13 protein-coding genes are annotated in these 18,367 nt (G+C 69.4%); 7 read left to right on the forward strand and 6 right to left on the reverse strand.

Annotated elements, in window-relative coordinates; translation table 11 throughout:
- Positions 1-90: 90 nt before the first annotated feature.
- From rplK to EF903_RS06745, 7 genes are all read left to right on the forward strand, one after another.
- Positions 91-525, forward strand: coding sequence for a 50S ribosomal protein L11 (gene rplK / locus EF903_RS06710; protein ID WP_114053717.1), 435 nt, complete (start codon positions 91-93; stop codon positions 523-525).
- Positions 526-614: 89 nt separating this feature from the next.
- The gene (gene rplA, locus EF903_RS06715; protein ID WP_114053718.1) at positions 615-1,343 is read left to right on the forward strand and encodes a 50S ribosomal protein L1; all 729 of its coding nucleotides are present in this window, start codon (positions 615-617) and stop codon (positions 1,341-1,343) included.
- A 213-nt stretch (positions 1,344-1,556) separates the two neighbouring features.
- Positions 1,557-2,414 carry a hypothetical protein gene (locus EF903_RS33860; RefSeq protein WP_260614907.1) on the forward strand — a complete coding sequence of 286 codons (858 nt, stop codon included), beginning with the start codon at positions 1,557-1,559 and terminating at the stop codon, positions 2,412-2,414.
- Between the two features lie 342 nt (positions 2,415-2,756).
- A complete protein-coding gene (rplJ, locus tag EF903_RS06725; protein ID WP_114053720.1) occupies positions 2,757-3,287 on the forward strand; it encodes a 50S ribosomal protein L10 in 531 nt (176 codons plus the stop codon).
- Between the two features lie 111 nt (positions 3,288-3,398).
- Positions 3,399-3,782, forward strand: coding sequence for a 50S ribosomal protein L7/L12 (rplL, locus tag EF903_RS06730; protein ID WP_114053721.1), 384 nt, complete (start codon positions 3,399-3,401; stop codon positions 3,780-3,782).
- A gap of 544 nt (positions 3,783-4,326) precedes the next feature.
- Positions 4,327-7,809 (forward strand): DNA-directed RNA polymerase subunit beta, encoded by a 3,483-nt coding sequence (rpoB, locus tag EF903_RS06740; protein ID WP_125541888.1) that lies wholly within the window; start codon positions 4,327-4,329, stop codon positions 7,807-7,809.
- Between the two features lie 96 nt (positions 7,810-7,905).
- Positions 7,906-11,805, forward strand: a complete 3,900-nt coding sequence (locus EF903_RS06745; protein WP_114053723.1) for a DNA-directed RNA polymerase subunit beta' — start codon at positions 7,906-7,908, stop codon at positions 11,803-11,805.
- A gap of 69 nt (positions 11,806-11,874) precedes the next feature.
- On the opposite strand, the gene EF903_RS06750 is transcribed toward EF903_RS06745, so the two are convergent.
- The 6 genes from EF903_RS06750 to EF903_RS06775 form a co-directional block, all read right to left on the reverse strand.
- Positions 11,875-12,828, reverse strand: coding sequence for a M48 family metalloprotease (locus EF903_RS06750; protein WP_125541890.1), 954 nt, complete (start codon positions 12,826-12,828; stop codon positions 11,875-11,877).
- Positions 12,829-12,855: 27 nt separating this feature from the next.
- Positions 12,856-13,350, reverse strand: coding sequence for a Pycsar system effector family protein (locus tag EF903_RS06755; RefSeq protein WP_125541892.1), 495 nt, complete (start codon positions 13,348-13,350; stop codon positions 12,856-12,858).
- Positions 13,347-14,471 carry a hypothetical protein gene (locus EF903_RS06760; protein WP_125541894.1) on the reverse strand — a complete coding sequence of 375 codons (1,125 nt, stop codon included), beginning with the start codon at positions 14,469-14,471 and terminating at the stop codon, positions 13,347-13,349. Before EF903_RS06760 ends, EF903_RS06755 begins: the two co-directional genes overlap by 4 nt.
- A 12-nt stretch (positions 14,472-14,483) precedes the next feature.
- Complete coding sequence (locus EF903_RS06765; RefSeq protein ID WP_125541896.1) at positions 14,484-16,589, reverse strand: hypothetical protein; 2,106 nt, start codon at positions 16,587-16,589, stop codon at positions 14,484-14,486.
- Positions 16,586-17,314, reverse strand: coding sequence for a hypothetical protein (locus EF903_RS06770; RefSeq protein ID WP_125541898.1), 729 nt, complete (start codon positions 17,312-17,314; stop codon positions 16,586-16,588). The genes EF903_RS06765 and EF903_RS06770 overlap by 4 nt, the downstream gene beginning before the upstream one ends.
- Before the next feature lie 98 nt (positions 17,315-17,412).
- The gene (locus EF903_RS06775) at positions 17,413-18,135 is read right to left on the reverse strand and encodes a Crp/Fnr family transcriptional regulator (protein WP_125541900.1); all 723 of its coding nucleotides are present in this window, start codon (positions 18,133-18,135) and stop codon (positions 17,413-17,415) included.
- Positions 18,136-18,367: the final 232 nt, after the last annotated feature.

The raw sequence follows: 18,367 nt of genomic DNA on the forward strand, positions 1-18,367 counted from the left end.
CGCACCGATACCCGTTATCGTGGTGCGGTATGCCTCCATCCGGATGACCGGATCGGCGGCGAAAACTCTCACTAGGACCCGGAGAGAGCAATGCCTCCCAAGAAGAAGAAGGTCACGGGGCTTATCAAGCTCCAGATCAACGCCGGTGCCGCCAACCCGGCCCCGCCGGTCGGCCCCGCGCTGGGTCAGCACGGCGTCAACATCATGGAGTTCTGCAAGGCCTACAACGCCGCGACCGAGTCGCAGCGCGGCATGGTCGTGCCGGTGGAGATCACGGTCTACGAGGACCGCTCCTTCACCTTCGTGACCAAGACCCCGCCGGCCGCGCGCCTCATCCTGAAGCACGCGGGCGTGGACAAGGGCTCCGGCGAGCCGCACAAGACCAAGGTCGCCAAGCTGACGGCCGCCCAGGTCCGCGAGATCGCCGAGCTGAAGATGCCCGACCTCAACGCCAACGACATCGACGCCGCCATGAAGATCATCTCTGGCACCGCGCGCTCGATGGGCGTCACGGTCGAGGGCTGACCAGCCCCCTTCCCGCACCACCCAGTGGCAGGGCCAAGCGCTGGCCCGGACCACGACTCCATGCCTGAAGCGAATAAACAGGAGCAGAAGTGAAGCGCAGCAAGACCCTCCGCGCTGCGGACGCCAAGGTCGACCGGGAGAAGCTGTACGCCCCGCTCGAGGCCGTCCGTCTCGCCAAGGAGACGTCCGCCACCAAGTTCGACGCCACCGTCGAGGTCGCCTTCCGCCTGGGTGTTGACCCGCGCAAGGCCGACCAGATGGTCCGCGGCACCGTGAACCTCCCGCACGGCACCGGTAAGACCGCCCGGGTCCTGGTCTTCGCGACCGGTGACCGTGCTGCGGCCGCGACTGCCGCCGGCGCCGACATCGTCGGCGACGACGAGCTGATCAACGAGATCGCCAAGGGCAACCGCCTGAACGAGTTCGACGCGGTTGTCGCCACCCCGGACCTCATGGGCAAGGTCGGCCGCCTCGGCCGCGTGCTCGGTCCCCGTGGCCTGATGCCGAACCCGAAGACCGGCACCGTCACCATGGACGTGGCCAAGGCCGTCACCGAGATCAAGGGCGGCAAGATCGAGTTCCGCGTCGACAAGCACTCGAACCTGCACTTCATCATCGGCAAGGTCTCCTTCTCCGATGAGCAGCTGGTCGAGAACTACGGTGCGGCCCTGGAGGAGATCCTCCGCCTGAAGCCGTCCGCCGCGAAGGGCCGCTACCTGAAGAAGGCCGCCCTGACCACCACCATGGGCCCCGGCATCCAGCTGGACCCGAACCGCACCCGCAACCTCCTCGTCGAGGAGGACCCGGCCGCGGTCTGAGCCTGACGGCTCCGGGCCGCCCTGCGGCCCGCCAGTGGCACCTTGAACGGGCCCTCCGCCCCCTCACCGGGGCGGAGGGCCCGTTCTCCGTTTCCGGCCGTCCGACCTCCTGTGCGAGCGGTGTCAGAGGCGTGGCGTAGAGTCACTGCTGTCTTGCGGCCGGTGCGACAGGCCCGCGAGTTGAAGATCACTGCATCAGGGGTGGGGAACACGATGAACGCGTACCGCAAGAAGGCCGCCGGGGCGGTCCTGGCCGCCGTCCTGCTGGCCGGCGGAGCCACGGCGTGCGAGGACGGCAAGGGCGCCGGGGGCGCCGGGAAGGACGGCGCCGCGGCGGCGCCCTCCGCGGCCGCGCCGAAGCCGGCCGAGGTCACTCCGGCGGCCTTCCTGGAGAAGACCCAGGCGAAGGCGGCGGAGATCACCTCCGTCCGCTACACCATGGCGGGCACGGCCGGGGGGCAGACCATCTCCGGCGAGGCCGCCATGCGCCTGAAGCCGTCCGCGGCCATGGCCATGAAGATGGCGAACCCGGAGAAGCCCGGCGAGAGCGTGGACATCCGCCTCCTCGACGGCGCCCTCTACCTCGGCGCCGAGGGCAAGTACCTGAAGTTCGACCTGAAGTCCCTGGACCCGGAGGCGGCCAAGAAGCTCGACCGGCTCGGCGGCGCCCAGCAGGGTGAGAACCCGGGCGACAGGGCCGGCGACATGAGCGCGGCCAAGGACCTGAAGACGGTCGGCGAGGAGACCGTCGACGGCCAGAAGACCACCCACCTCAGCGGCACCGTCACCCTGGACGAGCTGCGCGCCGCCTCCGCCGCGGGCACGCCCGAGGCCAAGGAGCGCCGGGGCAAGAACCTCCAGGCGCTGGAGGCCCAGGGCATCAAGAGCCTGGCCATGGACATCTGGATCGACGAGAACCACCAGACCAAGCAGTTCCGCACCCGCGGCGAGGGCACCGAGGGCCCGATGGACATCACCGTCAAGTTCCTCGACGTCAACAAGCCGGTCGACATCGCGGCCCCTCCGGCCGACCAGGTCGTCGACCTCGCCCAGCTGACCCAGGAGGGCTGACAGGGCGCCCGTACGGGCGCCGCGCGTCAGCTGCCCGCGGTCGCCCCGCCCCGCCCCGCCCGGGGCGGGGCCCGCAGGGAGCCCGGGAGGGCGATTTGCCCTCCCGGGACGCGGTCACGTACAGTTCCCCAGAAGCCAAAGACCGCTGGTCGTTGCCGCGCCCGCAAGGGGGCGGTGGCCGAAGGATCCGCTGAAAGCGGGCGACCCGCGCAGGTGACTGTGGAAGGCTCCCAGGATTTCGATCCTGGTCGAGCGTTGCCCCGTGCGCCTGCGCCCGGGGCGCTTTGTTTTGTCCAGCCCCTTCTGCGCGGTCCTCATCACCCGGAAGGAGGCCGACGCTCTATGGCAAGGCCCGACAAGGCTGCCGCGGTAGCCGAGCTGGAGGACATGTTCCGCAGCTCGAACGCCGCTGTGCTGACCGAGTACACGGGGCTCACCGTTGCGCAGCTCAAGACGCTGCGCCGTTCGCTCGGTGGGAACGCCCAGTACGCCGTGGTGAAGAACACGCTGACCAAGATTGCGGCCAACTCGGCCGGGATCACCGCGCTGGACGAGCACCTTGCTGGTTCGACCGCGGTCGCCTTCGTCACCGGTGACCCGGTGGAGTCGGCGAAGGCTCTGCGTGACTTCGCCAAGGACAACCCGAAGCTCGTCATCAAGGGCGGTGTCCTTGACGGCAAGGCGCTGTCCGCCGACGAGATCAAGAAGCTTGCGGACCTCGAGTCCCGCGAGGTTCTGCTCGCCAAGCTGGCCGGTGCCATGAAGGGCAAGCAGTCCCAGACTGCCGCGCTCTTCCAGGCGCTGCCCTCGAAGCTCGTCCGCACCGTGGAAGCGCTTCGTGCCAAGCAGGACGAGCAGGGCGGTGCCGAGTAATTCGGCTCGCGCATTGATCCGCGCCGCCTAGTGCGCGGGTCGTAGCGGGCCGTTACGCCCGCCTTTCGATACATCTCGGCACCAGCCGAATTAGTGGAAGGATCGCCCATCATGGCGAAGCTGTCTCAGGACGACCTGCTCGCTCAGTTCGAGGAGATGACCCTCATCGAGCTCGCCGAGTTCGTGAAGGCCTTCGAGGAGAAGTTCGACGTCACCGCCGCCGCTCCGGTCGCCGTCGCCGCCGGTGTCCCGGGTGCCCCGGCCGCCGAGGCCGTCGAGGAGAAGGACGAGTTCGACGTCATCCTCACCGGCGCCGGCGACAAGAAGATCCAGGTCATCAAGGTCGTGCGCGAGCTGACCTCCCTGGGTCTGAAGGAGGCCAAGGACCTCGTCGACGGCACCCCGAAGCCGGTCCTCGAGAAGGTCAACAAGGAGGCCGCTGACAAGGCCGCCGAGGCCCTCAAGGGCGCCGGCGCCTCCGTCGAGGTCAAGTAACACCCCGGGGCCCCTCCAGGCCCCTGCCAAGGGCGATCACCCGCACGGGTGGTCGCCCTTCGGCGTACCCGCGGTGCCTGATTTGCCCAGCTGTCGTTGGGGAGTAGGGTGATCATCGTTGCTCCGTGCCGGGTGTCCGAGATGATCCGCACGGAGCAGGGGGCCTTGACGAACGGCACGCGGCGCGCAATTCTCAGGACCGTCGCCAGCTCGATCCGCGGTCCGGGGCACCGGTCGGGGATCCGAGGCATGGATCGACTACGAAGAGGGCAGTACTGATACGCGCTCTGTGTACGAGAGCCGCGGCGTTGATCTACAAGGGGAAGGCCTGTTGCCGGTTGCCGGAAACCTGGTCTGGACATCAGTGAGCCGAGTGGCTACACTGACCCTTTGCGCTGCCTGTTAGCTGCCCCCTGCCCGTCGCCAGGGGCATGCCCACGCTTGAGCACACACGATTGATACGCCCTGACCTGGGGTTTTGGTCTATGTGTCAGCTGGGACCGGTACGCGCGTAGTGAGTCCGAGCCCTCGGAAGGACCCCCTCTTGGCCGCCTCGCGCAACGCCTCGACCAATACGAACAACGGTGCCAGCACCGCCCCGCTGCGCATCTCCTTTGCAAAGATCAAGGAGCCGCTCGAGGTTCCGAACCTCCTGGCGCTGCAGACCGAGAGCTTTGACTGGCTGCTCGGCAACGCCGCCTGGAAGTCTCGCGTCGAGTCGGCGCTCGAGAGTGGACTCGATGTCCCCACCAAGTCCGGTCTGGAAGAGATCTTCGAGGAGATCTCGCCGATCGAGGACTTCTCCGGGTCGATGTCGCTGACCTTCCGCGACCACCGGTTCGAGCCGGCGAAGAACTCCGTCGACGAGTGCAAGGAGCGCGACTTCACGTACGCTGCCCCGCTCTTCGTCACCGCCGAGTTCACGAACAACGAGACCGGTGAGATCAAGTCTCAGACGGTCTTCATGGGCGACTTCCCGCTCATGACCAACAAGGGCACCTTCGTCATCAACGGCACCGAGCGTGTCGTGGTGTCGCAGCTGGTGCGCTCCCCCGGCGTCTACTTCGACTCCTCCATCGACAAGACGTCCGACAAGGACATCTTCTCCGCCAAGATCATCCCCTCCCGGGGTGCCTGGCTGGAGATGGAGGTCGACAAGCGCGACATGGTCGGTGTCCGCATCGACCGCAAGCGCAAGCAGTCCGTGACCGTCCTCCTCAAGGCCCTCGGCTGGACCACCGAGCAGATCCTCGAGGAGTTCGGCGAGTACGAGTCCATGCGCGCCACCCTGGAGAAGGACCACACCCAGAGCCAGGACGACGCGCTGCTCGACATCTACCGCAAGCTGCGTCCGGGCGAGCCCCCGACCCGTGAGGCCGCGCAGACGCTGCTGGAGAACCTCTACTTCAACCCCAAGCGCTACGACCTCGCGAAGGTCGGCCGCTACAAGGTCAACAAGAAGCTCGGCGCCGACGAGCCGCTCGACGCCGGCGTGCTGACCGTCGACGACATCATCGCGACGATCAAGTACCTCGTGAAGCTCCACGCGGGCGAGACCGAGACCATCGGCGAGTCCGGCCGTTCGATCGTCGTCGAGACCGACGACATCGACCACTTCGGCAACCGCCGCCTGCGCAACGTCGGCGAGCTCATCCAGAACCAGGTCCGCACCGGCCTGGCTCGCATGGAGCGCGTCGTCCGCGAGCGCATGACCACCCAGGACGTCGAGGCGATCACGCCGCAGACCCTGATCAACATCCGGCCGGTCGTCGCCTCCATCAAGGAGTTCTTCGGCACCAGCCAGCTGTCGCAGTTCATGGACCAGAACAACCCGCTGTCCGGGCTGACCCACAAGCGCCGCCTCTCGGCGCTCGGCCCCGGCGGTCTGAGCCGTGAGCGGGCCGGCTTCGAGGTCCGCGACGTCCACCCGTCGCACTACGGCCGCATGTGCCCGATCGAGACCCCCGAAGGCCCGAACATCGGTCTGATCGGCTCGCTCGCCTCCTACGGCCGCGTCAACGCGTTCGGCTTCGTCGAGACGCCGTACCGCAAGGTCGTCGACGCCCAGGTGACCGACGAGGTCGACTACCTGACCGCCGACGAGGAAGACCGCTTCGTCATCGCCCAGGCCAACGCGCGCCTGGACGAGAACCTCCGCTTCGAGGAGGGCCGCGTCCTGGTCCGCCGCCGCGGCGGCGAGGTCGACTACGTGCCCGGCACGGACGTCGACTACATGGACGTCTCCCCGCGCCAGATGGTGTCCGTCGCGACCGCGATGATCCCCTTCCTCGAGCACGACGACGCCAACCGCGCCCTCATGGGCGCGAACATGATGCGCCAGGCCGTTCCGCTCATCAAGGCGGAGGCGCCGCTCGTCGGCACCGGCATGGAGTACCGCTGCGCCGTCGACGCCGGCGACTCCATCAAGGCGGAGAAGGACGGTGTCGTCCAGGAGGTCTCGGCCGACTACATCACCGTCGCCAACGACGACGGCACGTACACCACGTACCGCGTCGCGAAGTTCTCCCGCTCGAACCAGGGCACCTCGGTCAACCAGAAGGTCATCGTCAACGAGGGCGACCGCGTCGTCGAGAGCCAGGTCCTCGCCGACGGTCCCGCCACCGAGAACGGCGAGATGGCGCTGGGCAAGAACCTGCTCGTCGCGTTCATGCCGTGGGAGGGCCACAACTACGAGGACGCGATCATCCTGTCGCAGCGCCTCGTGCAGGACGACGTCCTCTCCTCGATCCACATCGAGGAGCACGAGGTCGACGCCCGCGACACCAAGCTGGGCCCCGAGGAGATCACCCGGGACATCCCGAACGTCTCCGAGGAGGTCCTCGCCGACCTCGACGAGCGCGGCATCATCCGCATCGGTGCGGACGTCGTCGCCGGCGACATCCTGGTCGGCAAGGTCACCCCGAAGGGCGAGACCGAGCTGACCCCCGAGGAGCGCCTGCTCCGCGCGATCTTCGGTGAGAAGGCGCGCGAGGTCCGCGACACCTCGCTGAAGGTCCCGCACGGCGAGATCGGCAAGGTCATCGGCGTCCGCGTCTTCGACCGCGAGGAGGGGGACGAGCTTCCCCCGGGCGTGAACCAGCTGGTCCGCGTCTACGTCGCCCAGAAGCGCAAGATCACCGACGGTGACAAGCTCGCCGGCCGCCACGGCAACAAGGGTGTCATCTCCAAGATCCTCCCGATCGAGGACATGCCCTTCCTCGAGGACGGCACCCCGGTCGACATCATCCTGAACCCGCTGGGTGTCCCGTCCCGAATGAACCCGGGACAGGTCCTGGAGATCCACCTCGGCTGGCTCGCCAGCCGCGGCTGGGACGTCTCCGGCCTGGCGGAGGAGTGGGCCGAGCGACTGAAGGCCATCGGCGCCGACCGCGTCGAGCCCGGCACCAACGTCGCCACCCCCGTGTTCGACGGCGCCCGCGAGGACGAGCTCGCCGGCCTGTTCGAGCACACCATCCCGAACCGCGACGGCGACCGCCTGGTCCTCCCGTCCGGCAAGGCGCGCCTGTTCGACGGCCGCTCCGGCGAGCCGTTCCCGGACCCGATCTCGATCGGGTACATGTACATCCTCAAGCTCCACCACCTGGTCGACGACAAGCTCCACGCCCGTTCGACCGGTCCGTACTCGATGATCACGCAGCAGCCGCTGGGTGGTAAGGCGCAGTTCGGTGGCCAGCGCTTCGGTGAGATGGAGGTGTGGGCGCTGGAGGCTTACGGCGCCGCGTACGCCCTCCAGGAGCTGCTGACCATCAAGTCCGACGACGTCACCGGCCGCGTGAAGGTCTACGAGGCCATCGTCAAGGGCGAGAACATCCCCGAGCCGGGCATTCCCGAGTCCTTCAAGGTGCTCATCAAGGAAATGCAGTCGCTCTGCCTCAACGTGGAGGTGCTGTCCTCGGACGGCATGTCCATCGAGATGCGCGACACCGACGAGGACGTCTTCCGCGCGGCGGAGGAGCTCGGTATCGACCTGTCCCGGCGCGAGCCGAGCAGCGTCGAAGAGGTCTGACGGGCCTGGCCGGGGCTCCCGCGAGGAGCCCCGGCCGTCCCCGGGACCGTTCAGACCATGATTGAGACACGACCCCGAAAGAGGGATTGACGCACAGTGCTCGACGTCAACTTCTTCGACGAGCTGCGGATCGGCCTTGCCACCGCGGACGACATCCGTACCTGGTCCCACGGCGAGGTCAAGAAGCCGGAGACCATCAACTACCGCACCCTGAAGCCCGAGAAGGACGGACTCTTCTGCGAGAAGATCTTCGGCCCCACCCGGGACTGGGAGTGCTACTGCGGCAAGTACAAGCGTGTCCGCTTCAAGGGCATCATCTGTGAGCGCTGTGGCGTCGAGGTCACGCGCGCCAAGGTGCGCCGCGAGCGGATGGGCCACATCGAGCTCGCCGCCCCCGTCACCCACATCTGGTACTTCAAGGGCGTCCCGTCGCGCCTGGGCTACCTGCTGGACCTCGCGCCGAAGGACCTCGAGAAGGTCATCTACTTCGCCGCGTACATGATCACGTTCGTCGACGACGAGCGCCGCCAGCGCGACCTGCCGTCGCTGGAGGCCCACGTCTCCGTCGAGCGCCAGCAGATCGAGAACCGCCGCGACGCCGACCTCGAAGGCCGCGCCAAGAAGCTTGAGAGCGACCTGGCCGAGCTGGAGGCCGAGGGTGCCAAGGCCGACGTGCGCCGCAAGGTGCGCGAGGGCGCCGAGCGCGAGATGAAGCAGCTCCGCGACCGCGCCCAGCGCGAGATCGACCGCCTCGACGAGGTGTGGAACCGCTTCAAGAACCTCAAGGTCCAGGACCTGGAGGGCGACGAGCTGCTCTACCGCGAGCTGCGCGACCGCTTCGGCACGTACTTCGACGGCTCGATGGGTGCCGCGGCGCTGCAGAAGCGCCTGGAGTCCTTCGACCTGGAGGAGGAGGCCGAGCGCCTCCGCGAGATCATCCGCACCGGCAAGGGCCAGAAGAAGACCCGTGCGCTCAAGCGCCTCAAGGTCGTCTCCGCGTTCCTGCAGACCAGCAACAGCCCCAAGGGCATGGTGCTCGACTGCGTGCCGGTCATCCCGCCGGACCTGCGTCCGATGGTGCAGCTGGACGGTGGCCGCTTCGCGACCTCCGACCTGAACGACCTGTACCGCCGCGTCATCAACCGCAACAACCGCCTGAAGCGCCTCCTCGACCTCGGTGCCCCCGAGATCATCGTGAACAACGAGAAGCGCATGCTCCAGGAGGCCGTCGACGCGCTCTTCGACAACGGCCGCCGCGGCCGCCCGGTCACGGGCCCCGGCAACCGTCCGCTGAAGTCGCTGTCCGACATGCTCAAGGGCAAGCAGGGCCGCTTCCGCCAGAACCTCCTCGGCAAGCGAGTCGACTACTCGGCGCGTTCCGTCATCGTCGTCGGCCCGCAGCTGAAGCTGCACCAGTGCGGTCTGCCCAAGGCCATGGCGCTGGAGCTCTTCAAGCCGTTCGTGATGAAGCGCCTGGTCGACCTGAACCACGCGCAGAACATCAAGTCGGCCAAGCGCATGGTCGAGCGCGGCCGCACCGTCGTGTACGACGTCCTCGAAGAGGTCATCGCCGAGCACCCGGTGCTGCTGAACCGTGCGCCCACGCTGCACCGCCTCGGCATCCAGGCCTTCGAGCCGCAGCTGGTCGAGGGCAAGGCCATCCAGATCCACCCGCTCGTCTGCACCGCGTTCAACGCGGACTTCGACGGTGACCAGATGGCCGTCCACCTGCCGCTCTCCGCGGAGGCGCAGGCCGAGGCGCGCATCCTGATGCTCTCCTCGAACAACATCCTCAAGCCGGCCGACGGCCGCCCGGTCACGATGCCGACCCAGGACATGGTCCTCGGTCTGTTCTTCCTGACCACGGACGGCGAGCTCCGCGACGTCAAGGGCGAGGGCCGCGCGTTCGGCTCCACGGCCGAGGCGATCATGGCGTTCGACGCCGGCGAGCTGTCGCTCCAGGCGTCCGTGGACATCCGCTTCCCGGTGGGCACCATCCCGCCGCGCGGCTGGGTCCCGCCGGTCGCCGAGGAGGGCGAGCAGGAGTTCCAGCCGGGCGACAGCTTCCGCCTGAAGACCACGCTCGGCCGTGCGCTCTTCAACGAGCTGCTGCCCGAGGACTACCCGTTCGTCGACTACTCGGTGGGCAAGAAGCAGCTCTCCGAGATCGTCAACGACCTGGCCGAGCGCTACCCCAAGGTGATCGTGGCGGCGACGCTCGACAACCTGAAGGCGGCCGGCTTCCACTGGGCGACCCGTTCCGGCGTCACCGTGGCCATCTCCGACGTCGTGGTCCCCGAGGCCAAGAAGGAGATCGTCGCGGGCTACGAGGCCCAGGACGAGAAGGTCCAGAAGCAGTACGAGCGCGGTCTGATCACCAAGGACGAGCGCACGCAGGAACTCATCGCGATCTGGACCAAGGCGACCAACGAGGTCGCCGAGGCGATGAACGCGAACTTCCCCAAGACCAACCCCATCTTCATGATGGTTGACTCGGGTGCCCGAGGAAACATGATGCAGATGAGGCAGATCGCCGGTATGCGTGGTCTGGTGTCGAACGCGAAGAACGAGACCATCCCGCGTCCGATCAAGGCCTCGTTCCGCGAGGGCCTGTCCGTGCTGGAGTACTTCATCTCCACGCACGGTGCCCGTAAGGGTCTGGCCGACACCGCCCTGCGTACCGCCGACTCGGGTTACCTGACCCGTCGTCTGGTGGACGTCTCGCAGGACGTGATCATCCGCGAGGAGGACTGCGGCACCGACCGCGGCCTGAAGCTGAAGATCGCGTCGCGCGGCGAGGACGGCGTCCTGCGCAAGGCCGACGACGTCGAGACCTCCGTCTACGCCCGCATGCTGGCGGAGGACGTGGTCGTCGACGGCAAGGTCATCGCGCCGGCCAACGTCGACCTCGGCGACGTCCTGATCGACGCCCTCGTCGCCAACGGCGTCGAGGAGGTCAAGACCCGCTCGGTCCTGACCTGCGAGTCCGCGGTGGGCACCTGTGCCTTCTGCTACGGCCGCTCGCTGGCCACCGGCAAGCTGGTCGACATCGGCGAGGCGGTCGGCATCATCGCCGCCCAGTCCATCGGTGAGCCCGGCACCCAGCTGACGATGCGTACCTTCCACACCGGTGGTGTGGCCGGTGACGACATCACCCAGGGTCTGCCGCGTGTCGTCGAGCTCTTCGAGGCCCGTACCCCGAAGGGTGTCGCCCCGATCTCCGAGGCCGCCGGCCGCGTGCGGATCGAGGAGACCGAGAAGACCAAGAAGATCGTCATCACTCCGGACGACGGCAGCGACGAGACGGCGTACCCGATCTCGAAGCGCGCCAAGGTCATCGTCCACGAGGGCGACCACGTCGAGGTGGGCCAGAAGCTCACCGCGGGTGCCACCAACCCGCACGACGTGCTGCGCATCCTCGGCCAGCGCGCCGTCCAGGTGCACCTGGTCGGCGAGGTCCAGAAGGTCTACAACTCGCAGGGCGTGTCGATCCACGACAAGCACATCGAGATCATCATCCGGCAGATGCTGCGCCGCGTGACGATCATCGAGTCCGGCGACGCGGAGCTGCTGCCGGGCGAGCTCGTCGAGCGCTCGCGCTTCGAGACCGAGAACCGTCGTGTGGTCACCGAGGGCGGTCACCCCGCCTCCGGCCGTCCGCAGCTGATGGGTATCACCAAGGCCTCGCTGGCGACGGAGTCCTGGCTGTCGGCCGCCTCCTTCCAGGAGACGACCCGAGTCCTGACGGATGCGGCGATCAACGCCAAGTCCGACAGCCTCATCGGCCTCAAGGAGAACGTCATCATCGGTAAGCTCATCCCGGCCGGTACGGGCCTCGCCCGCTACCGCAACATCCGGGTCGAGCCGACCGAGGAGGCGAAGGCCGCGATGTACTCGGCCGTCGGCTACGACGACATCGACTACTCGCCCTTCGGCACCGGCTCCGGCCAGGCGGTCCCGCTGGAGGACTACGACTACGGTCCGTACAACGGCTGAGTCGGACACGAGCAGTAACCGCAGGGCGGTCACCCGCAAGGGTGGCCGCCCTGCGGCGTTGTGCCGTGCTCAGAGGTGTGCCCGGAGATGGTGCAGCCGGGTGCGGTAGTCGGGGTGCTCGGACAGCAGCCGGGCGGCCAGGCCCGGTCGCGCGGAAGGCTGAGGGCCGGCCACCTCGGCCTTCATGCGTTCGTACAGCGTGAGGGCGAGCGGGTGCCCGAAACCGAGGCGGGCGGCGTGTGCGTCGGCGCGCAGTTCGGCCCGCCGGCGGACCGCTGCCGTCAGGTAGGGCGCCGCCACGAGCAGGAGCGGCAGCCCGTACGTCGCCTGGAGCGTGACGAGCGCCAGGTGACCGGCGATCACCGCCAGCAGGACCAGGGTGGCCACGGAGTACCCGCGGGCGTTCCGGAGCAGCGGGCGCACAGCATGGGCCAGAGCGCGTCGGAGCAGACGCCAGGGCGCTGCGTACCACCAGGCGAGCGTTCCCGCCCAGGCGTGCCCGTTCGTGTGGTGGCCCAGCTCGTGGGCGAGCACCGCGGCCAGGCGGGAGGTCGGCAGCTCGTGGAGCGCCCGCCTGGTCACGGCGACGATGTGGCCGGCGGCGGCGAACGCGTTCAGGTCGCCGCTGTCCTCCACCCACAGCTCGTACCGCCGGCCGTCCACTCCGGCGCGGGCCGTGACCTCGTGCCACAGGGGAGCCAGCGCCCTGTGCTCCTCGGGCAGCGGGCGGTGCAGGCGCAGTACATGCCGGGCCAGGAACCGTTCGGACGGCCGGTGGAAGGCCGCCGCCCCGGACAGGGCCCACAGAGCGGCGGCCGCCCAGGCGGGAAGGCCCAGCCAGGATTCGACCGAGACTGCCAGCAGACCTACGAGGGCCGCGCTGACCAGCAGCGAGGGGAGGTGCAGGAACAGGCCGAGCCAGACCGTCCGGTCCGCGCGGCGCTGGCGGGCCCGGTAGATGACGCGCGTACCGGGGCGTTTGCTGTAGACGAGGTCGTCGGGCGGTGCAGGCGTGTCGTCCATACGGGGTCTCCAGAGGCGGGAGCGGAATCAGCCGAGGAACAGGGCGGCGGGGAGCAGCAGTGCGCCGGATCCGTATGCCGCCAGGCCGACCCGGATCCACTGGTGCTTGCGGACGGCGATCCGGCTGTTGGCGGCCAGGGCGGCGCGTATGGCGCTTCCGGGGTCTCGACCGGTGTCGGCGAGGGCGTCGGCCAGCCGGCCGTGCCGGTCAGCGGCCCATATGTCGCCGAAGTAGGCCAGCGGACTCCCCTCACGCCAGCCGGAGCGCAGGGCCCGCGGCATGACGGCGAGCAGCAGAGCCAGCAGTGCCACCCCGAGGGCTGCCGCTCCCGTCCACCAGAGGGCCTGACCGGCCGCCGAGAGGGCGCCGGGGGACCGGTGCGGTCCGGACAGCTGCCCGCCGACCACGCCGGCGGTCATGCCCAGGGCCCCGACGAGCAGGGCCGCCTTGCTGTCGGCCCGGGCGATCTCGACGCGGAGGTCGGCCAGCAGACGGGCCGCTGCGTCGTCCGAGGCGCTCATCGCGGGGTACCCGGAGACGCGGGCGGCTCGGGGGGTGCCGAAGGCTGCCAGGTGGACAGGTCCGGTTCGGCCGGTTGTACGGGGAGGGGCTTGGCCGGGAGCGGCGCGCGGTCGGCTTTCCGCGTGGTCGACTCGCCCGGCTCCGCCTGGTCGCGCCGTTCGGGGACGCGGCCGAAGACGGCGTCGATCGCGTCGAGTGTGCGCTGCCGCGGGCCTTCGAGTTCGAACGGCTCGGCGCCGGTCTTGGCCAGCATGTCCTTGATGAGGTCGACCCGGGAGCTGAAGCGCTCGCGGTCGTCGTCCCGCAGGCTCTGCACGACCTTCTCCAAGTCGTCCGGTCGCTGTGCCACGTACAGGGCCCAGGTGTCGACCGCGCCGGCGCCGAAGTACTCGCGGTAGAAGTCGATCTCTTGAGCCTTGTACTTCCGGATGGCCAGCCGGTGCTGGTGCTGCGCCTCCTCTCGGGCGGCCTGCGCCAGATCGGCGGCGGCGCCGCTCTGCTGCGCCAGGATCTCCGCGGCGGCGTCGTGCTCGATCTTCTGGAGGCGCCGTGCGTGGGCGGTGTTCTCCTCGTCGCGACGCAGCCGAATGCTCCAGGCGGCCTTCAGACCGGCCTGTTTGCCCAGCGGTTCGGCGTCGCGGACTGCGGCGCTCACCGCGGTCTCGGCGGTTGCGCTGTCGGTGATCGCGAACAGGCGGGCGACCGGGCGGGCGGCCTGCTCCAGTTCGGCCATCAGCAGGCGGGGGACGTTCCGGTGCCCGCTGCGCACGAAGCGGATCGGGTCGGTGACCTGCCAGTCGACCTCCACGGTCGCGTCGAACTCGCCGGCGTCGTCGGAGCTGGGCAGCGCGATACGGGTGCGTACGGGGTGGACGCCCAGGTCGACCTCGTACACGGCGGTGTACCGGCGCGGGATGCGCCTGGGCCGGTGGGGCGGGTGGAAGAGCTCGAAACCGCCTTCCCGGGTGGTGTAGACGAGGGCGTGGTCGATGCCGGGTGGCGGGCCGCCCGGCAGTCCCAGCAGCCCGATCTGGTGCACGGCCACGACCGGGTCCTCCAGCAGCGTGTGCCGGTCGGCCTGCTGCCTCCAGTCGGTGAAGGGGTACATCGGCCTCCCCATGTGCGCCTCCTGTCAGATGTGTGTGAGGGGACGGATGAGAGTGGTGCGCAGTCGCTCGGCGACCGCGGGGCGGGGTCGGCCGTCCGGCCCCTGCAGGGTGTCGAGCAGGTGGACCAGCCGTGCCGCGTCCCGCGGCCCGGCGGCGAGTTCGGGGAGCAGTTCCGTGAAAGCCTTCTCGGCTGCCGGGTCCCGGTCGGCCGTGCGGACCCACTCCCGCAGGACCTCTTCCGCGCGCTCGTTGGTCCTGCGGTCGTTGAGGGCCACCTGCAGGAACCGGGACACGGCGGACGACGCCGAGGGGGACCAGACCGTGCCGGCGAGCAGGGGAGGACACTGATTCGTGTCCTGGTGTTCGCAGGCGGTGAGGAATCCGTCCAGGGCGAGCGCACGCCCGGAGCTGTGGCCGTCCAGCAGCGGGAGCAGGGCCGTCATGGCGGCATCCGTTGCCTTGGAAAGCAGCAGAAGGGCCACCGACTGGGGAAGCTCGTCCGTCACCTGCTCGTCGCCTGCTCCGATGCGCCCCGGTTGCTGCTTCTTGTCGTACTGGTGTCGGGCCTGTGCCCGCAGTGCGTCGACGGCTTCGGCGGGACGCTCGGGACCGATCAGCCCCAGGGTGCGGACGCCGACCCAGCAGCGCTTGGGATCTTGGACATCCGTGCTCCAGGCGTCCACGATCCGAGGGATGTTCGGTGCGCCGATCCGGTGGGCCAGGGTGAGGGCGCTGACAGCGGTCAGCCGGCGCCGGGACTCTCTCGCGCCGGCCCAGCGCTCGACGATGAGCGCCATGGCGGACGGCAGGTCGGTGAGGGCGAACACGGCGACGGCGGCTGCTGCTCGGGTCCGTACGAAAGGGCGGCCGTCGAGCGAGAGCCCGTCCAGCCACTTGATCAGTGCGGGGCGTGCCGCCGGGTGGCCGGTCCACACCTCGCGGAGAACCATGGGCGCCACACGCTCGTCGTGGAACTCCGCCTGGACCTGGGTGACAGGCCCCCACTCGGTCTCCTCGTCGGCGAGATAGCGACGGGCCCGTGCCTTCTGCAGCCGCTTGCCGATGTGGGTGCCGAAGACGGGGATCGGCTTCTGGTAGGTGTCGTCCCCAGTGCTGCGCAGGGCTTTGAACAGGGTGTCGCTCAGTTCCGCTGTCAGTGCGTACGGGCCCTTGTCGAAGGCGGCCAGGGCGATCAGGAAGGCTTTCTCCCGCAGTTGCACCGGGGTTTCGGCCTCTTCGAACCACTCCTGTACCTGGTGTTCCAGCGCCTCCAGGGAGTACCCCGCGATCCGCTCCGGGACGCCTTCCGCGAGGACCGTCACGTACTGCACGACCTCCCGGATCTGCCGCTCCTGCGAGAGGAACTCGGCGACGGCGGGGAGGGCCAGCAGCTCGCGGGCGCGATCCGGCGTGGTGCGCCGGGGCAGCAGGGAGGCGAGTACGGCGGCCGGTTCGGGAGGACGCCAGGTGGCGAGCGCCACGGTGCTCTCGACGTACGGGCTCACCTCGGTCGTGATCACGAGGTACGACCCCAGCTCGCGCATACGGCTGCACAGTGCCAGCAGGTGGGCCTCCCGCAACGGCTGTTCTCGGGAGATGGCCAGGTCGAACAGCACCTGCCCGACGGCGCCGTCGCCCGACGTCAGCTGTCGGCTGAGCCCGCCCGGTGACACGTCCCGGTCCAGTGCGCGGACCGGGAGCGCACCGAGACGGTGCAGCAGCATGAGGGCCGCGGTGCGGCGGCCGGTGAAGGGGTTGCCCATCAAGACGATCACCCGGTCGTGGCGCAGCCGCTCCAAGAGCTCCTCGAAGACGGTGCCCTCGGACACGAAGTCCTCGGCGAGGTGCTCCAGCGTCTCCGCGGGGATCTCGCCCGCCACCGGCTCGCTTCCGAAACCGCCGAAGTTGTAGTGGTTCTCGATCTTGCCGCCGGTGATGACGTCGCCGATGACGTGCTGGGCGGCGACTCCCCGGTTGACTCCCTGGAAGTCGAACTTCGGCGCGTGCGCGTCCAGGTCGCGGAGGGCCGCCCAGGGTTCCTGGGCCGGCTGGTCGGAGTCGGCAGGACCGCCGTCGGCCTGGTCGCCCAGCGGGGTATCCGGCTCCTTCTCCGCCCCCTGCCCGCTCACGGACGCTCACCGGACGGTCCGAAGGTGATGCCGCCTTGGACGTGCTGGGCGACGACCCCGTGGTTGGTGCCCCGGAAGTCGAACGCGCCCGGTGCGCCCGCCGGGGACTGCGGCCGGGCCGCCGCCGGGGGCGGAACGGCTGCCGCGGAGCGGAGGGGGCCGTGCAGCCAGGCCTCCATCGGTCCGTTCTTGGTGGCGACGGACACCTGGTGGAACTCGTCCTTCGGGATGCCCAGGTGGTCGTGGGCCACCACGCCCGAGTAGACGGACGGCGACACGCACAGGGCGTAGTCGTTTCGGCTCCCGCGCAGGGCCTCCCGCAGCGGTTCGCCGTCGAGGAGCCGGTAGGCGTTGTTCAGGTCCGTTCCGACCGCGCCGCCGAGTTCGTCGGTGTGGACGAAGCCGGTGGCCAGAACGGCGCGGAGCCGGAGCTGTGCCGACCGGGCTGCCAGCCGGTTGACGGCCCGCAGCTCGGCGGGGGCGTCCCGGAGCAGGGCTCGCAGGATGTCGGTCAGCGGTACGGACGGGTCGATCAGTTCGGTGACCGCGTCACCGCGGTCGTCCCGCCGGCGGAGGCTGTCGTCGGCGCCGGCGGCGAGCAGGGTGCGGTCGACGATCCCGAAGAGCATGCGCCGGAGATAGCCCTGCTGGACGTCGTCGCGGTCGCTGAAGCGCTCGGCGTCGATGAGGAGGAACGTACGGGGGAGGGGTTCGGGCCGTGTCATGGCAGCAGCGTCGGGGACACGGGCGGGGTGCGGTGAGGGAGGATGACGCAGCCGAATGTGACCGTGTGCACTGAAGGGGGCACGCCATACGCCCCTGGCTAGGCGGTCGGCGGCTCCGCCTGGGCGATCCGGCGCAGTACGTCCGGCCGGACGATGACCAGCGTCCGGCGGCCGGTGCTGATGACGCCCCGGTCCCGCAGGCTCTTGAGCTCCCGCTGGACCATTTCGCGGGAGGCGCTCACGGCGCCCGCGAGCTCCTGCTTCGTGAGCGGGACGGCCACCTCGACTCCTGCCGCCGTGCGCCTGCCGTGGATGCGGGCGAGATCCAGCAGGAGGACGGCGAGGCGCTCCCGGACGGGCATGGACGCGAACTGGAGGTTGCGCCGGTCCGCCGCCCGGGTGCGGTCGGAGGCGAGGGCCAGGAGTTGCAGCGCGACGTCGGGATGGCGGCCGAGGAAGGCGCGGAAGGTCTCGTGGTCGATCACGACGGCGCGGACGGTCTCCAGGGCGGTCACGGTCGCGGAGCGGGGGCGCCGGGTGAGCGCGGCGGACTCGCCGATGATGTCGCCCGGCCCGCGAAGCGCAAGCAAGGCCTGATAGCCGTTGGGGTGCGCCGCGGTGACCTTGGTCCAGCCGTGCAGGATCAACAGGGCGTGGGTGGTCGGCTCGTCCTGGTGGAGCAGCGTGCTGCGAGCCGGGTACACCGCTTCACGGCCGAGCGCCCGCAGCGCGGCTCCGTCCGCTTCTTCCAGTCGTGCGAGGAACGGAACCCGGTCGTCCAGTCCGCCCTCGTTGCCGGTCGTGCTCGTGCCGTGGACCATCGCCGTCGCCCCCGCCTGGTGATCAGGGCGGTCAATGTACTCAACAACGGCTTCCCCCGGTCCGGGAACGGCGTGATTTCCACCCCTCCGCGCGCCCGGGGGCGCGGAGGGGTGGAAATCACGCCGTTCCCGGACCGGGGGAAGCCGTTGTTGAGTACATTGACCGCCCTGATCACCAGGCGGGGGCGACGGCGATGGTCCACGGCACGAGCACGACCGGCACCGCAGGCGG

The organism is Streptomyces sp. WAC05292, assembly GCF_003949955.1.
Taxonomy (GTDB): domain Bacteria; phylum Actinomycetota; class Actinomycetes; order Streptomycetales; family Streptomycetaceae; genus Streptomyces; species Streptomyces globosus.

Coding starts and splice junctions, on each gene's coding strand:
- rplK (WP_114053717.1), top strand. CDS start 91: ATGCCTCCCAAGAAGAAGAAGGTCACGGGGCTTATCAAGCTCCAGATC.
- EF903_RS33860 (WP_260614907.1), top strand. CDS start 1,557: ATGAACGCGTACCGCAAGAAGGCCGCCGGGGCGGTCCTGGCCGCCGTC.
- rplJ (WP_114053720.1), top strand. CDS start 2,757: ATGGCAAGGCCCGACAAGGCTGCCGCGGTAGCCGAGCTGGAGGACATG.
- rplL (WP_114053721.1), top strand. CDS start 3,399: ATGGCGAAGCTGTCTCAGGACGACCTGCTCGCTCAGTTCGAGGAGATG.
- EF903_RS06750 (WP_125541890.1), bottom strand. CDS start 12,828: ATGGACGACACGCCTGCACCGCCCGACGACCTCGTCTACAGCAAACGC.
- EF903_RS06755 (WP_125541892.1), bottom strand. CDS start 13,350: ATGAGCGCCTCGGACGACGCAGCGGCCCGTCTGCTGGCCGACCTCCGC.
- EF903_RS06760 (WP_125541894.1), bottom strand. CDS start 14,471: ATGGGGAGGCCGATGTACCCCTTCACCGACTGGAGGCAGCAGGCCGAC.
- EF903_RS06770 (WP_125541898.1), bottom strand. CDS start 17,314: ATGACACGGCCCGAACCCCTCCCCCGTACGTTCCTCCTCATCGACGCC.
- EF903_RS06775 (WP_125541900.1), bottom strand. CDS start 18,135: ATGGTCCACGGCACGAGCACGACCGGCAACGAGGGCGGACTGGACGAC.